Origin of the sequence: Gelidibacter mesophilus DSM 14095, from assembly GCF_000423005.1 — a bacterium.
In the GTDB taxonomy this organism is placed as follows: Bacteria; Bacteroidota; Bacteroidia; order Flavobacteriales; family Flavobacteriaceae; genus Gelidibacter; species Gelidibacter mesophilus.
The window spans coordinates 61912-78414 of sequence record NZ_AUHD01000015.1 but is presented as its reverse complement, the minus strand read 5'-3'; the positions used below and the strand labels follow the sequence as shown (position 1 = coordinate 78414).

At 38.8% G+C, this 16503-nt stretch carries 12 protein-coding genes and 1 pseudogene; 9 read left to right on the top strand and 4 right to left on the bottom strand.

Annotated elements, in window-relative coordinates; genetic code table 11:
- A partial coding sequence (locus tag G525_RS0115535) for an ISAon1 family transposase N-terminal region protein (RefSeq protein ID WP_051209944.1) occupies window positions 1-269 on the bottom strand: 269 nt, incomplete at its 3' end.
- A gap of 439 nt (window positions 270-708) precedes the next feature.
- Here G525_RS0115535 and G525_RS21885 point away from each other — a divergent pair.
- The 9 genes and pseudogenes from G525_RS21885 (at window position 709) to G525_RS21195 (ending at window position 12903) form a co-directional block, all read left to right on the top strand.
- A complete protein-coding gene (locus tag G525_RS21885; RefSeq protein ID WP_051209972.1) occupies window positions 709-1353 on the top strand; it encodes a TetR/AcrR family transcriptional regulator in 645 nt (214 codons plus the stop codon).
- A gap of 173 nt (window positions 1354-1526) precedes the next feature.
- Window positions 1527-2552, top strand: coding sequence for a cytochrome-c peroxidase (locus G525_RS0115525; protein WP_245577808.1), 1026 nt, complete (start codon window positions 1527-1529; stop codon window positions 2550-2552).
- Window positions 2553-2574: 22 nt separating this feature from the next.
- Window positions 2575-4077, top strand: a complete 1503-nt coding sequence (locus tag G525_RS0115520; RefSeq protein ID WP_027126973.1) for a parallel beta-helix domain-containing protein — start codon at window positions 2575-2577, stop codon at window positions 4075-4077.
- 35 nt (window positions 4078-4112) lie between these two features.
- Complete coding sequence (locus G525_RS0115515) at window positions 4113-4898, top strand: carboxypeptidase-like regulatory domain-containing protein (RefSeq protein ID WP_084647774.1); 786 nt, start codon at window positions 4113-4115, stop codon at window positions 4896-4898.
- 18 nt (window positions 4899-4916) lie between these two features.
- Complete coding sequence (locus tag G525_RS0115510; RefSeq protein ID WP_027126971.1) at window positions 4917-7193, top strand: TonB-dependent receptor domain-containing protein; 2277 nt, start codon at window positions 4917-4919, stop codon at window positions 7191-7193.
- 11 nt (window positions 7194-7204) lie between these two features.
- A complete protein-coding gene (locus tag G525_RS0115505) occupies window positions 7205-8677 on the top strand; it encodes a SusD/RagB family nutrient-binding outer membrane lipoprotein (protein WP_027126970.1) in 1473 nt (490 codons plus the stop codon).
- A gap of 101 nt (window positions 8678-8778) precedes the next feature.
- A complete protein-coding gene (locus G525_RS0115495; protein WP_084647772.1) occupies window positions 8779-9666 on the top strand; it encodes a PKD domain-containing protein in 888 nt (295 codons plus the stop codon).
- A gap of 262 nt (window positions 9667-9928) precedes the next feature.
- Window positions 9929-11299: pseudogene (locus G525_RS21200) on the top strand (aldehyde dehydrogenase).
- 20 nt (window positions 11300-11319) lie between these two features.
- On the top strand, window positions 11320-12903 hold the full coding sequence (locus tag G525_RS21195; RefSeq protein WP_051209971.1) for a cellulase family glycosylhydrolase: 1584 nt from the start codon (window positions 11320-11322) through the stop codon (window positions 12901-12903).
- A 403-nt stretch (window positions 12904-13306) separates the two neighbouring features.
- On the opposite strand, the gene G525_RS0115475 is transcribed toward G525_RS21195, so the two are convergent.
- The 3 genes from G525_RS0115475 to G525_RS0115465 form a co-directional block, all read right to left on the bottom strand.
- Window positions 13307-14131 carry a 3-keto-disaccharide hydrolase gene (locus G525_RS0115475; RefSeq protein WP_027126968.1) on the bottom strand — a complete coding sequence of 275 codons (825 nt, stop codon included), beginning with the start codon at window positions 14129-14131 and terminating at the stop codon, window positions 13307-13309.
- A 71-nt stretch (window positions 14132-14202) separates the two neighbouring features.
- Window positions 14203-14802, bottom strand: a complete 600-nt coding sequence (locus G525_RS0115470; RefSeq protein WP_027126967.1) for a gluconate 2-dehydrogenase subunit 3 family protein — start codon at window positions 14800-14802, stop codon at window positions 14203-14205.
- Window positions 14803-14804: 2 nt separating this feature from the next.
- Window positions 14805-16496, bottom strand: coding sequence for a GMC oxidoreductase (locus G525_RS0115465; RefSeq protein WP_035479873.1), 1692 nt, complete (start codon window positions 16494-16496; stop codon window positions 14805-14807).
- Between the last annotated feature and the right edge of the window lie 7 nt (window positions 16497-16503).

The window sequence follows — 16503 nt, the reverse complement described above, 5'->3', positions numbered from 1 at the left end:
TTATCCAGCCATCTGCGCCGTTTTACGTGTAGATATACCGTGTTTCCGCGCAATGGAAAATCCTGGATGGTTACTTCTTTGTGAAAACCATGTGCTATCAATACCCTGGAAGTCTGCTCTTTCGGTGGGGTGTTTCGCTCTTCAAAATAGAGATGCATTACTTCGCCGTTCTTGGTGTTCTTCACAAGGTCGAAGTGGTCAATCAAAAATTCAGGAAGAATCAATTTCAATAGGTCTAGATAGTTGTCCAAAGCTTGTTTTTTAAACAAAAATCAGAATTCTATTTCAATTCACACACAACTTTTGAGAATGATCCAATAGTGTCCTTAACTTTAGCTATGTTCCAGTATAGAAACCTAAATGATCATTACATTTTCTTTTTTTTTGTCACCAAATTAAATCTTGTACAGCAAAAAAATGGTCGCAGACTAATGTCTACTAAAATTTTATTCTTGTGCTATAAAAATCCGAAACGCAACTTAATTTCGCTTTTTACTTACTCCAAAATCGTAAAAAACTTATAAAACGCTAGATTTAATAAGTAGAATTTAAGTTATCTTGGTTTCTTTGAGAAGTAGATTTTTGATTTTCTATAAATCTTTTTTGAACTCTATTTTGCACCATGCTAGGTTATTATATTATTTTTTATATATTTACCGACCGACTAGTCGGTTTTTATTGAAAATGAGATCCTCTCTAAAAACATTTATGACAATCAAATTAGATCAAGAAAGCAGTGAAAATAAAATTCCTAGTAAGGATTTGATTTTACAAACAGCATATGGACTTTTTCTAAAAAAAGGATATCAGTCGGTTTCAATTAAAGACATTATGGAAGCCAGTAAACTTTCAAAAGGAGGCATCTATCACCACTTTCAAAGTAAGGAACTCATATTGTTTGCAGTGCTTGACCAATATTTTTTTAAAGAATTGACTATCGATAAATCCGAATTTCACGAGCTCACCTTTAAACAGCGTATTCAAAAGGTGTATATGCGAGGGGTGGGATTATTTACCATGGTGGAGTCTGTGGGAGAGAATGGAATTAAATATCCGATACGAAGATTATTCCATTTTCAACTTGAATGTGAAAATTTCCCAGAACTCAGAGAGCAATTTAGAGAAACTGCGCAAGCCTATACGCAAAGCATACAAGCCATTGTTTTTGAAGGTATTCAAAACAACGAAGTTCATAAAAACCTCGACCCTGGGACTTTAAGCTACCAAATAGTTGGTATGATTGAGGGCATAGCGGTGCATAATTCGACATTTAAAACAAATGTTGGTGAGATGCTCATAGAAAAATATGAAAACGTATTTAACAGTTACTTCAACTTTATCTGTCCAAAATAAAAGTATAAATGGGAAATAAAGGTATCATTATAATCTTAAGTTTAACGGGACTTTTGGTCTCTAGTCTTTTGCTCTTTTTTTTCGCATCTGACAGGTCTGAAAGCTACACCGATTTAGCGCTGCTGAATTGCCATTGTCCACCCGGATTCAAACTTATTGAAGATAATAAGTGTATGTCCAAAAACCTTTACCAACAATACGATTCCCCAAATAACCAGGGCGTGGGCGGTCTTCAAACGGGACTTCCTCAAATACGGGATGGATTTACGCCTCAAGAAATTGATTTAGGCCGGTATTTGTTTTTTGATCCTGTACTGTCTCTTGATGGGTCAATGTCATGCGCTACCTGTCATGATCCAAACAAAGGTTTTGGTGATGGGTTGCCCACCAGTATAGGAAAGGACCATATAAAACTGGATAGAGCAGCACCAACATTATGGAACGTTGGATATTTGACACGTCTGTTTTGGGATGGGCGTGCCAACAGTTTGGAAGAACAGATGGAAATCACCCTGTTTTCAGAACTCGAAATGGCAAATACTCCTGAGAATTTATTAAGGACCTTAAATAATATTGATAATTATAAACGATTGTTTGCTGAGGCCTATCCTGAAAGAGGCAAACAGGAAGAGATACAACTCGATGAAATTTTCAAAGCACTTGCTGCATTTCAAACGTCTTTAGTGTCCCTCAATAGCAAATATGATCAGTATGCCCATGGGTATCACAAGGCATTAAATGATCAGGAAATTGAAGGAATGAATGTTTTTCGCTCTTTTGTAGCGCGATGTGCGGAATGCCATACGCCCCCACTTTTTACCAATCAGCAATTTGCGGTTATTGGCACTCCGGAACCGGATGGACTGCCCTTAGATCCTGGTGCCGAAATACCTTTTAATGATAAATCCATGCGCGGTGCTTTTAAAGTGCCCACACTCAGAAATATTGACCTTACGGCGCCTTATATGCATTCAGGAAAATTTGAAACCATGAGAGAAGCCGTTGAGTTTTACACGCAGGGTCGTGGACATGCCGTGCCTAAAGGAGAGAAGCTCTATATACACTGGCATATTTGGGAGCCGCAGTTGAGTGATTATGAATTAGACCGACTTGTCGATTTTCTTAAAACATTAAGTGATGAATCCTTTCTACCAAAAATACCTGATGCTTTGCCTTCAGGATTAAAAGCAACTTTATAACCAACTTTAATTCAACATAATCATGAAAGCAACCTTATTTAAAATTATTGGCGGTATTCTACTGCTCGTCCTGGGCATGTTCTTGGGAAGGACGTTTTTATCCTCTAGTGGAGAAAGTACCGTTCCCATGCCTTCCACAATGAAATATCGAAATGTGGGTATATCTGGTGACACCACCCAAGTTGCCCAAGCCAAAGCATTTACGGGACAAATTATTGAAGTCAAAAATGGGGGTTCAATTCAGGAAGCTGTGAAAACGGCTAAACCAGGTGATTTGATTCGTGTTTTTCCAGGTACTTATTCAGAAAACGTGTATATAGATAAAGATGATATTAGTTTACAAGGCGTTGTCATTAAGGGCGAGTGGCCAACTTTAAATGGAAAACATGAAATAAATGATGCTTTTCTCTATTCTGGAAATGGAATATTAATAGAAAATTTCAAAATTATAAATTATAAAGGCAATGGTATTATGGGCCAGGCTGGTAATAATTTTATTATTCGAAACAATTGGATTATTGATACCGGTGTTTACGGAATCTTTCCTCAGTTTGGAAAAAACGGACTAATAGAGCATAATGTGCTGAGTAAAATTGCCGACGCTGCCATTTACGTTGGGATGTGTGATAATATTGACGTGCTTCATAATGAGGTGTTCGATAGTGTGGCAGGAATAGAAATTGAAAACTCCAGACACTGTTTGGTTGAGAATAATTATGTGCACAATAATACAGGTGGTCTATTGGCTTTTATTACACCGGGGCTTCCCATTAAAACGGCCTTCAACATCATCTTTAGAAATAATTTTGTGGTCAATAATAACCATGAGAATTTTGGAGCTCCCGGATCTACAGTGGCCAGCATACCACCAGGAACAGGTATCCTTATCATGGCTGCAGATGACGTTATCGTTGAAAATAATATTATTACCGGAAATAAAAATACAGGAATCACCATCGTAGATTTAGCAACTGGAGATCCAAAGGCAAATGATCCCAATGCGGAAGGAAATCCTGACAGAGTGGTCATCTTGGACAATATCATGTTTGATAATGGTAACGACCCTACTGGAGAAATAAAAGCCATTATGCTGAGCCAATTGGATACAAAAGGACCTGATATTTTTGCCTATGGAGGCGGAACAGGGAGTACAATCAGAGATAAAAATAGATATCGCACCTTTGGGTTGGGTGATTATGGTCAGCCAGAAATAGAGGACACAAAAGATATCAAAACGTTTATGCTCAACGCTCCTGTACCACCACGGTCAGTGACAGATGCAGAATTGGGAGAGATTACTTATTATGGGGTTTGTGCAGGCTGTCATGCTTATGGCACCACATTAATTGGTGTGGATACTCAAATTATCAAAGAGATTTATGTGGATAACCCACAGGGGATTGTAAACTATATTACCAAGCCTTTGAACCTTCGGGAAGATTATCCGGAAATGCCACCACAAGATTATTTATCGGATGCCGCTAAAATGGCAGTTGCTGAATACATCTTGACAATGAACCATTAATCATACTAAACGCTAATTAATCAAACCAAAAATTTATGAACAAATTTTTCTTAATTGCTATGCTGGTTGGATTTTCCATAAATTCATTTGCACAAAAGACCATTTCGGGCCAAGTGCTGGAAAAGGATACGAACATGCCGCTCATTGGGGTAACTATAGTAGTGAAAAATACCAGCAAAGGGGTTACGACAGATTTTGACGGTAACTATGAAATATCTGGCGTCAACGACACTGATCTTTTGGTGTTTTCATATCTAGGGTACAAGCCACAAGAAATATTGGTCAGTAATCAAAGTACCATCAATGTGTTGCTTGAAACTGATGCGCAACAAATGGATGAAGTTGTAATAACCGCTTTGAATATTCAAAGGGATAAAGAATCACTTGGGTATTCGGTGTCGCAGGTTTCTGCTGAAGAAGTCAATATGGCTAAAGAAAACAACGTGATGAACTCACTTTCGGGGAAGGTTTCAGGACTTCAAATTAGTCAAGGAAACACCGGAGTTGACGGATCGAGTCGAATTTTATTGAGAGGCGTGACCACTATTAACGGCTCTAACCGACCATTAGTTGTAGTTGACGGAATTCCAATCAGTAATGATTCGGGTGGCGGTTCACAATGGGGTGGCGTAGATCGAGGTGATGCACTTTCAGATATCAACCCAGATGATGTTGAATCCATCAGTGTTTTAAAAGGCGCAGGTGCAGCAGCGGCATATGGGTCGTTAGGGATGCATGGTGTGATTTTGGTGACTACCAAATCCGGTGGTAAAAGAAAGGGAATTGGTGTTTCGCTAAATTCTTCATTTTCATTTACATAAGTTGCTCTAACCCCAGATTTGCAAAATGAATATGGGTCGGGTGCTTTTGGTGATTTTGCTCCTATTGGTGCAGATGGAAGACCGATTTTGGATTATCCATTTTCATGGAGTTGGGGCCCCAGAATGGAAGGCCAGGCCTATACAAATTGGTTAGGCCAACCAGACACGTATTCAGCACATGGTAATCCATACGAACAGTTTTATCAAAATGGCTATTCTGCTTCCAATTCTGTTGCTTTTGAAGGCCAATCAGAAAAGGGATCCTTTAGAATGTCTATAACTGATGAAAACAGGCGGGGAATTATTGAAGATAATACTTTGTCAAAACAGACGATTAATATCAGAGGAAAATCAAATTTGACCGAAAAATTTAGTATTGATGGTAAAATGACCTACCTCACCTCTAAAGTCAAAAACAGACCAGGATTGGCCGAGGACGGAGCCAACACCGCTTTGCAATTGTCCTTAATGCCTCGAGATATCCGATTGAGTGATGTTGAAAATAATACGGTAGATGCCAATGGCCAAGAAATTAAGTGGAATCTTGATAACACGTTCAATAATCCATATTGGTCTCAAAATAATGTGAAGAATATTGACGAAAAAGACCGTTTTCAGGGAATTGTTTCTGCAAACTGGGATGTGGCCCATAATTTCACCATAACAGCAAAATCAGGTATGGATTATATCGTCTATGATTATACAAATTATGCCGCAAGAGGATCACAATATCAAAGTAATGGGCTTGGTAATTACGGGCATGATAGCGGCAAAAGTCGCGTATGGAATTCTGACGTCTTAGCAACCTATAATACGAATATTTCTGATGTTAGAATGACCCTTAGTTTGGGGTCGAGCTATAGAGATGAATATAGTAGTTATGTGAATATTTCTGGGAATGATGCTAAGGTAGATAATTTGTATCGCATTAGTAATTATAAGAATTCTTATAGTTCAGAAGGCATTTCAGAAAAGGGCGTGTATTCTTTTTATGGATTAGGACAGTTTAGTTATAGAGGCTTTCTTTATTTTGATGCGACCTTAAGAAATGATAATTCATCAGCGTTGCCTAAGGAAAATAATTCCTATTGGTACCACTCAGAAAACATGAGTTTATTGTTCTCAAAATTGTTCGGGATAGAGTCCAACACTTTTAACAAAGGAAAGTTGAGAGGCTCTTTTGCGGTGGTAGGTAATGATACCAGTCCTTACAGAACGCAAGCCGTTTACAATGTGGACCAAACGGTAACCTTGCCATATACGGTAGGTTCAATTCCGTCGAGTTTGCCATCCTTTGATTTGAGACCTGAAACTTCAGAGTCTTGGGAAGTAGGTACTGAACTTGGATTTTTTGATAACCGCTTGCAATTGGATTTCACCTACTATGAAACAAAAACAAAAGATCAGATTATGGCTGTGCCTATTTCAGGAGGATCCGGCTATTCCTCCAAGGTTGTTAACGCTGGGGTAATTTCAAGTAAAGGCTATGAATTTCAGTTAAACTCAGTCCCAATTGTAACTGATAATTTTGAATGGAATCTTGGTTTTAATTTTACAAAAAGCAATTCGATAGTAGAGTCTCTAAATGAAGGTTTGGAAAGTATAACATTAAACTCACTTAATGCCGTGTCAGTTGAAGCGCGACCAGGAGAAGAGTTTGGTAGTATCTATGGTTACGATTTTTTAAGGGATAATTTTGGAAGAAAATTAATTACCGATGATGGCGTAGCCCAAAAAGGAGAGCGCATTAAATTAGGAAGTATTACACCAGATTGGTATGGAGGTATTACGACACGATTAAAATACAAAAACTTTTCAGTCAGTGCCTTAATAAGTATTCAAGAAGGAGGTGAATTCTATTCTTATGGACGGGCTTACAGAATGTTTTTTGGTACGGATGCCCGTAGTTTGGAAGGAAGAGAGACTGGAGTCATTGTAGATGGTATAAATGAAAATACAGGGTTTGTTAACGAGACACCTACCATGGCCATGTTAAATCAGTATTCAAATATCTTTACCAATGAAATTGCTACCGATCAAATTTTAGATGCCAGTAATGTAAAGTTCAAAGAATTAATTCTAACCTATTATTTCCCTACTTCTTTGGTAAAAAATTCATTCATCCAATCAGGGAGTATCTCTGCGATCGGAAGAAATTTATTCTTTTTTCATAACGCCGCTGGAGATATTGATCCGGAAGCCGGATATAGTAGCGATCCAACTGGAGCGGCACTAGAACATTCCTCGTTGCCTTCCACCAGAAGTTATGGCCTTAATTTAAAAATCAACTTTTAATCCTGATGATTATGAAAAATATAAAAAATAAAATGAGACCTATATTAGTCATAATGGTTGTGATGGCGCTATCTTTTTCGTGCCAGGATCATTTAGACGATTTAAGAGAAAACCCTAATGCGGTCACCTCAATTGATGATGCGGCATTGTTTACAAAGGCAGTAAGAAGCTTGTTTCAAGGCACAACGGATGAGTCCGTTTCACGATTTGGCGGACAGTATGGCCATTACTTTATGGCAGGGAGTACAGCACGACTTCCCGACCAATATGGCGACGGTTTTGACAGTCAATACAACAGTATGTTTTCAGGCATGTATGGGGGAGTGATCAGACATATAGAAGAAGTCTTAGACATTACTTCCACTGGAGATACCAAAAATGAGGTGCGTCATTCCATTGCCTATGTAATTGCAGTACTTGGGTATGCAAAACTTACAGATGCGTTTGGAGAAATACCGTTTACAGAAGGCGGAAAAGGGAAAACAGAAGGAATTATCAGTCCTAAATATGATTCGCAAGATTTGATCTATAAGGAAATGATTACTAGTTTATCGGCGAGTATCGCAATTTTGAAAACTGCAGATCCAGCTATGGGCTATCCTAATTCTGATCCTATTTTTAATAACGATTTGAACAAATGGGTGCGTTTTGCAAATAGTGTACGTATGAGACTGGCAATGCGTTTGAGCGTTGCTGACAATGCGTTATCACGACAAGTTGTTACACAATGTTTGACAGAACCGCTTATGGAAACTAATGATCACAATGCATTTATGATTGAAACAGAAGGCAACGGAAACGCATGGTTTACCATGCGCACAGGATTTCCATCCATTAAAATGTCAACCCTGCTAATAGATCAATTGCAAAGCACTGACGACCCAAGGTTGTCTGTATTTGTAAGTAAAGATGGCAATGGGGCCTATAGTGGAATGACCAATGGCTTGGACGATACCGCATTTGGTAATTCTAATTTTTCTACAAAATCAGATATGGGCATAGCGTTGTCTTCAAAAGAAAGTAAATTATATATTATGACCGCATCAGAAGTTTGGTTATTAAGAGCAGAAGCGGCATTGGCATATGCTAATGACCCAGCTCAAGCCAATACTTTATTTAGAAAAGGGATTGAAACCTCATTGAATCAATGGGAAATAGTTGCGTCAGAAGTTACCGCTTTTATGAGTAGCCCAGCCGCTTCGTTAACAGGTAGCAATGATGAACTACAGATAGGAACTCAGATGTGGTTGGCACTTGTGCCCAATTATTTTGAAGGATGGTCGCACATTAGACGCACAGGGTACCCAGTTATTGCCGATAGGACAGCTCCTAATTTATCTCAAGGCGTTACTAATGGTGTTTTACCAACACGATTCCTGTATTCTAGTTTTGAATTAAGTTCAAATAAAGACAATGTTTTGGGGGCTATTTCTAGACAAGGCGCTAATAAAATTGATACCCCAGTGTGGTGGGATAAGAATTAAATTTTCAAAATAGCTAAATATAAAATGGGCATTTGTGTAATTTCTATCCTTATTAGAAAGGTTTCAATGCCAATAGGTAAGATCAACAAAAACATATAGAGATGAAAAATATAAAAATATGGAGTGTAGTATTGCTCACAATGCTCTTCTTAGGCTGTAGTAAAGATGAAGAAAACCATGCTTTAGCTGATTTTCAGTTTTTGGTAGAAGGTACGCAAGTAACCTTTAATGGCACCGTTGAAAATGCGATTTCAATTACTTGGGATTTTGGCGACGGATCTACGAGCACTGAAGAAGACCCGGTATATGCCTATGCTGCCGCAGGAGAATATACAGTGGTCATGACCGTTACAGGATCGAACGGTTCCTTTACTGAAACAAAGACTGTAACGATAGAAGAATCTTTAGAGATTTTACTTACCGGTGGTCAGGCAAAACCCGAAGGAAAATCATGGCGATTGAAAAAAGCCTATACCTCAGGTAAAGAAGGCGCTGGTCCGGTAGATGATAAATTAAACCTGTTCCTTCCGGCATTTGATAATCTTTTGGATGCTGTAGGATTAGGAGCTTCTTATGAGGACACCTTTACGTTTGTGCATGATGGTACTTATAATGTGGATAACAAAGATGATCAAAGTTTAATGGGGTTAGTTTATGCAAGCATCATGCATGGCGAAAACATTACTGCGGTCTCTTATGATCCACAGAGTGTACCCCTGGCAAATGTTATTTACACCCCCATTGCAGATGCTACTTGGGAACTTTTTGAAGGCGATTTTACAGTAGATGCTGCTGAAGGACCTGTAAATTTCAAAAACAAAAAGCGTCTGATTTTAGGTGAATATCTTGGTTTTAAGGACATGGAAATATTGGTGATTTTAAAGGAAATTACGGCAAAAAGTATGAACATAGCCATAGGAATTCATACAGAACCTTCGGTATATGACAAGCCAACATTATTGTTCCATTTGTCATTGGAGGCCTTATAAAGTATAACCCAGAATTTTTTAAATAGTTCAACTCATAATATATCCCCTGAGATCAAGTGGTTTTCGATTGCCCCAAAAATTCGGGAATGTTGAGAGCCACTTTCTTAAATTCAAAATGATTTTGATAGGTCGTGATAGATTAAAGTCACTGAATATGTTAAGAAATTCCGATGTGATAAATCGAGTTGATCCATTTGAGCCAAGATTTAAAATTGGCAAATAAGAATTGGTAATTTTATAAATTGAAGTAAACGAATATCTCATGGTAAAGGAAATACTGCAAAAACAAATTGATTTTTTTCAGGCACAACAAACAAAGGATGTGTCGTTCCGCAAAAAAACACTAAAGCGTTTACAAGAGGAAATTGTTAAACGTGAGGATGCTATTTGTGATGCCTTATATGCCGATTTTAAAAAACCAAAGTTTGAAACCTTGGCCGCTGAGACCCAGTTTGTATTGGCTGAATTGAAGTATGTCCTAAAAAACATGGAGAGTTGGGCAAGCCCAGAAAGCGTCTCAGCGAGTTGGATGAACTGGCCATCTTCGGATTATATTTATAAAGAACCTTATGGAGCGGTGTTGATCATTGCACCGTGGAACTATCCTTTTCAATTGGCAATTGCACCATTAATCGGTGCAATTGCTGCTGGTAATACCGCCGTTGTAAAGCCAGCAGAGGTAACCACACATACGGCAGCGATTGTTTCAGAAATAATCAAAGCAGTTTTTGACCCTGCCCATGTGACAGTTGTTGAAGGTGGTGTTGAGGTGTCGCAAGACCTGTTGGCCGAAAAATGGGATTATATCTTTTTTACAGGAAGTACCCATGTTGGTAAAATTGTTTACGAGAGTGCGGCCAAACATTTAACACCGGTGACCTTAGAATTGGGCGGAAAAAACCCGTGCATTGTTGATGCTACTGCATCTATTGGGTTGGCAGCAAAGCGCATTGTTTGGGGGAAATTTTTAAATGCAGGACAAACGTGTATCGCCTCAGATTATATTTTGGTGCACGAAAAGGTAAAGGACAAATTAATCAAAGCATTAAAAGAAAATATTACCGCTTGTTATGGCGAAAACATCGAAGCCTCCTTAGATTTTTCCAGAACTGTGAGCCAAAAGCATTATTCAGGTTTGAAAGACATGTTGGTAGGGCAGGAGATTCTTTTTGGAGGCCATAGCAATGATACAGACAATTACCTAGCACCAACCTTGGTAAACGAACCTTGATTAGATAGTAAGTTAATGGCAGGAGAAATTTTCGGGCCAATTCTACCCATTATTTCCTATTCAACGGATGCCGATATTGATAGGCATATTATGAATTATGGCAAACCCTTGGCTACTTATGTGTTTTCCAATGATAAAAAATTTCAGAAAAAAATAATTGACACCTATAGTTTTGGTGGTGGCGCTATTAACGATACTGTTATTCAAATTACCAATAAAAAACTACCTTTTGGTGGCGTAGGACATAGTGGTATTGGCGCCTACCATGGCAAAATTTCCTTTGATATTTTTTCGCATCATAAAGCCATAATTAAAAAAGCCAATTGGTTTGATGCACCACTTCGGTATCCACCGTATACTATGCCGATGAGCTTCGTTAAGAAAATCAAACATTTATTTTAGAAATATTACAACAGATAAAAATGAAGAAATTTCAAAAATTAGTGGTTTTGTTAGTCATCGCTGTGGTCCTTGCAAGTTGTAAAAACAACACTAAAACCGCAGTTGATAATACCATTTTACCAAGTTCCATTACTGTAAAAGGTAATCAGTTTGTTGATGACTACGGCAGACAGGTCATTTTGAATGGTGTGAATGTGGGCAGCAAAAATAAACAGGACGGTTATATTTTTCAAAGTGGCCCAGAACTTTATGCCAAATTAAAAAAGCAAGGGGTCAACACCATTCGATTCCTTATTATTTGGGATGGATTAGAACCTGAACCGGGCGTCTATAACGAAGATTATTTAAAGGAAATAGACCAGAGAATCGCATGGGCAGCGGCGAATGATATTTTTGTGGTATTAGATATGCACCAAGATCTTTATAGCGTAAAATATAGTGATGGGGCCCCGGAATGGGCAACTTTAGATGAAGGAAAACCACATACAACAGGTGCGGTTTGGAGCGATGGCTATTTGATGAGTGAAGCGGTACAAACGTCGTTTGATAATTTTTGGCTTAATAAACCGGCATCAGATGGGATTGGCCTGCAAGATCATTATGCAAACTTATGGCAACATATAGCCAAACGCTATGCTGATAATAAAACGGTTATTGGCTATGATATTATGAATGAGCCATTTCCAGGGTCTTCAGGAGTGCAATCCACAATGGTGTTGTTGGGTGCGTATGGGCAATTGCATTATAAATTAACGGGCGAAGTCCTTACAGAAGAACAATTGGGTGCGATGTGGATGGATGATGCCAGCCGAATGGAAGCCCTTGAAGTGATTTCTACAACAGAGAATTATGATTTTGTAATCAGCCAGCTTTTCGATTTGGTGCATGCGTTTGAAACTACAAATCTACAACCCATGTATCAAAAGGTAAGTAACGCCATTCGTGAAGTGGATACCAATCACATTTTGTTTTTAGAACATAGTTATTATGGCAATACAGGCGTGGCCAGTAGTATTGAATGCGTAACTTTAGCTGACGGCAGCCCTGATCCTTTAGTGGCTTATGCAGCACATGGCTATGATTTGGTGGTGGATACAGAAGCAGCTGCTTTGGCTGCAACGGCACGCGTAGCCTATATATTTGACCAAATCAATAAAAAAGGCGAAGAGTTAAAAATGCCGGTTTGGGTAGGAGAGTGGGGCGCTTATTACGACAATTCTGAATCTGTAATTCCTACTGCGATAAGTTCTATGAATCTTATTGAAGCGCATTTATTTGGCCATGCCTATTGGTCCTATTCGCATGAGCTTGATACTATGGCATTTTTCCAAAAAGTATTGTTGAGGGCCTATCCTGCTTTTACAAACGGTAAATTAATAAATTATCACAATAATTTTGAAACAGGCACTTTTACTATGGAATGGGAAGAAAGTAACGATAATAATTCGCCTACGGTGGTTTATATCCCTCATCTTTCAAAATTAAATAAAGAAGACCTCAAGGACTTTTCAGTAGAATACATCAAGGATTCCGATGCGGGGTATTTAATAATTCCGACCTCTGAAAACGGAGGAAATAGGAGTTTAAGCTTAACTTTTGAATAAGCTAGCAATTGGACCATAAAATAGAAATGAAATTTTAAATATGTAGAAACCCCAATAGAAAACATTTGTCCCGATATTGCAATGAATTAAAATGTACTTGAAAATGTTTTTGTCACAATAAACTTAACATCCTTTGGCCTGTTTTGCCAGAATGGATCTAAGTCCAACCACGGTCACTGAAAAACCCAGACGGAAATCTGGGTTTTCATTTTTTAGAGAATTCACTTTAATTAAAAATACTTGGTCTCCCAATATTGCCTTTCAGCTCCATAGAAGCGTCATCTTTGTAGAAAATATTTGAAATTTTAAGAGCTCCAGAGAAGGAACATGTCATCGGAGAATCGTGGTGCTACATATAAAGATGCAATATACCCCTGATAACCATCGATTTTTAGGTGATTTTCTATAACTCCAATAATTCAATATTTCTAAATTCCGTCGGGTGGCTTTCACTTTGTAGGGAGATATACCCTCCTTTTATGGTTTCGCCTATTTTGGATTTGTATTCTGCGCCATAGTCATTCATATCGGCACCACCATATTGCGGCTGTGAATATCGCAATACTTCTTTCCCGTTGACCTTATGGATGATCAAAGAATCACTATATACTTCTACTTCTAAGTGCACCCATTGCTCTCCATGATAAGTTTCAGAAGTAGAATTTGTACAATGCTCTGTAAACAATTCGCCATCCATAACCACGTTGGTGCCTGGGGTACATAAATTTGCGGTAGATCTGTTCACGCCTTCAGTAATGCCACCTAACATTTGTACTTCAATACTCAATGGGAAACTTTGGTTTTTAGCCATCTTTTCGGGCGCTTGACAGTGGATCATAACGCCGCTGTTTCTGGTGGCCCAGCCAGCACCATCTTTAATTTGGTCTCCTGTAAACCGGTATTCCATTTTTAATCTATAATTTGAAAATGGTGTTTTATAGAAGAGATGTCCAAAGGCATCATTGAACTTACCGTCGTACCCATCATAATTAACTTTAATCACACCATCTTCAACGCGAAAGGTATTGTGAAGATTTTCTCCAAGATCATAGCCTTTAATTTTTGGTGTCCATCCGTCTAAATCTTTCCCATTAAATAAGGAAACCCAGTTTTCAGTAGCTTTTTCTTCAATATTGGCGTCGGTTTTTTCGACTTCAGGTTTTGATTTGCAGCTAACAATCATTATTGCCATTAAGACCATTACAATATGGCTGATACTTTTATACATGGATGTGAGTTTAAAATAGTTCTATTTTTCTTGTCGATTGATTTTTTGCGATAGTTTAATGGCGCCAATTTTTATAACGTCCAAGCTTTTCCTCCTGTAGCCTCTGCCACAGAGATGCATCCTTTTTGTATCCCTGGAACAGGATCATAAACCAAAACTTCCTTGCCAATTTCCTTACTTGTTTTATAGGCCCAAACAGTTTGATCACGTATTCTCAAGAGGGTCATGAAGACGATGTTTTCCTCCTTTATATGCGCTAGTCGTTGTTCTTTTGAAACTCTCAGGTATTTTGCTAAGATAGCATCAAAATCTTCCGGTTTTAGATCTATTGGCTCAGTTTCAGGTGTTTCTTGTAGAATGCCCAACTCATCCATAACCGCATCAAGACCCAAATTGTAGATGGCCTTATCTTCATCGGTCGAGGCTTTTGATACATATAGATCAATAAACTGTGGTACATTAACGTCCAATGCTCCCGGAGTGTCTTTCGTTTTAGGTAAAATCAAGTCCACTAAATTCTGTAATACATAAGCTTGCTTTTCAGTGTGGAATATAGGGACCCATTTTTCTGCTGTCGTACTACAACTTTGAAGCATGCTTATTAAGGTAGGTGTTGCAATGACATAGCCTAATGATAATCCCAAGCCTTTTAGTGCGTCTCTTCTATTCATAACTACGCTTTATTTGATTTGAATTGTTCAACGGCATGTTTTGCGGCTCTGGCGGTCAATGCCATATAGGTCAATGACGGATTTTGACATCCTGCCGAAGTCATACAAGCTCCATCCGTAACATATACATTGGGTACACCATGCACCTGATTGTTGGCATTAAGCACCGAAGTTTTTGGATCTCTGCCCATACGCGCGGTACCCATTTCATGAATGCCAATGCCTGGGGCATGTCTTACATCATAGGTTGTAATGTCTTTAAAACCTGCTTTTTCCAGCATTTCTGCTGCTTGCTGTTTAATGTCTTCCCGCATTATCAATTCGTTTTCTTTCCATTCGGCATCAAAGGTAACGGTAGGTAAGCCCCAATCATCCAACTTATCATAATCCAAGGTCATTTTATTGTCATGGTAGGGTAAACATTCCCCAAAGCCCATAATTCCCATGGTCCATTCTCCCGGTTCTAAAATGGCTTCTTTAAATTTTTCACCATAGGCAATTTCCGCTACGTGTTCTGACATTCCGCCTCGGCCACCGCCACCTTGATAACCGTAGCCTCTTACAAAATCTTTGCGTTTGGTAGCGTCATCACCTAAATTTCTAAATCTCGGAATATAGACACCATTTGGCCGTCTTCCTTTGTAATATTGATCTTCGTAACCTTCTACTCTGGCATTGGCACCTGCACCTAAATGATGGTCCATAATATTATGTCCCAACTCACCGGAATCGTTGCCCAAACCGTTTGGAAACCGTTCAGATTTAGATTGCATTAATATGGATGCTGAAGGTATTGCAGAAGCACAACAAAAGATGATATCTGCATTAAAGATGAAGGTTTCTTTGGTTTCAGCATCAATAACTTTAACGCCAGTGGCTTTTTTTAGTTGATCATCATAAATAATTTCATGGACAATGGAGTTTGGTCTTAAAGTCATGTTGCCGGTATCTTCGGCAGCTGGTAATGTTGACGCATTACTGCTAAAATAGGCGCCATAAGGACAACCTCTAATGCATCTATTTCTAAATTGGCAATTGCTTCTGCCTTTACGTTTATAATCTCCAGTAAGATGAGCAACCCGTCCTATAGTTAATAATCTGTCCTCGTAATTGCTCGCCAATTTGTCTTTAAATTCTTTTTCCACACAGGTCAGTTCCATGGGAGGGGTGAAGAGACTATCTGGCAAATGTGGTATGCCGAGGGCTTCACCACTGACGCCAATATGTTTTTCTACATAGTCGTACCAAGGGGCGAGATCATTATAACGTATGGGCCAATCAACCCCATGACCATCTGTAATATTGGCTGTGAAATCTAAATCGCTTAAACGGTAACTCTGACGTCCCCAGGTAAGAGACCGTCCGCCAACGTGATACCCACGCATCCAATCAAAGCGCTTGGTTTCATTGTAAGGATGCTTAATATCATCCACAAACCAATGTTTGCTTTGTGCAGCAACGGTATAGCCGGTTCTGGCTTGTTTTTCCTGTCTTCCTTTTTCTTCTACTGTAGTTCCTCCGCGCAATTCCAAATCCCAAGCCTCATCATGCATGGTCGGGTAATCGCCATGTTTGACCATTCGTCCTCTTTCAAGAACTAAGGTCTTTAAGCCATTCTCACACAGTTCTTTGGCTGCCCAACCACCGCTAATTCCGGTTCCAATGACGATAGCGTCATAATGTTCTTTTATCATGTTGTTT

What these genes read in the sequence shown, in the direction of transcription:
- G525_RS21885 (WP_051209972.1), top strand. Translation starts at nt 709, where the DNA reads ATGACAATCAAATTAGATCAAGAAAGCAGTGAAAATAAAATTCCTAGT.
- G525_RS0115525 (WP_245577808.1), top strand. Translation starts at nt 1,527, where the DNA reads ATGTCCAAAAACCTTTACCAACAATACGATTCCCCAAATAACCAGGGC.
- G525_RS0115520 (WP_027126973.1), top strand. Translation starts at nt 2,575, where the DNA reads ATGAAAGCAACCTTATTTAAAATTATTGGCGGTATTCTACTGCTCGTC.
- G525_RS0115515 (WP_084647774.1), top strand. Translation starts at nt 4,113, where the DNA reads ATGAACAAATTTTTCTTAATTGCTATGCTGGTTGGATTTTCCATAAAT.
- G525_RS0115505 (WP_027126970.1), top strand. Translation starts at nt 7,205, where the DNA reads ATGAAAAATATAAAAAATAAAATGAGACCTATATTAGTCATAATGGTT.
- G525_RS0115495 (WP_084647772.1), top strand. Translation starts at nt 8,779, where the DNA reads ATGAAAAATATAAAAATATGGAGTGTAGTATTGCTCACAATGCTCTTC.
- G525_RS21195 (WP_051209971.1), top strand. Translation starts at nt 11,320, where the DNA reads ATGAAGAAATTTCAAAAATTAGTGGTTTTGTTAGTCATCGCTGTGGTC.
- G525_RS0115475 (WP_027126968.1), bottom strand. Translation starts at nt 14,131, where the DNA reads ATGTATAAAAGTATCAGCCATATTGTAATGGTCTTAATGGCAATAATG.
- G525_RS0115470 (WP_027126967.1), bottom strand. Translation starts at nt 14,802, where the DNA reads ATGAATAGAAGAGACGCACTAAAAGGCTTGGGATTATCATTAGGCTAT.
- G525_RS0115465 (WP_035479873.1), bottom strand. Translation starts at nt 16,496, where the DNA reads ATGATAAAAGAACATTATGACGCTATCGTCATTGGAACCGGAATTAGC.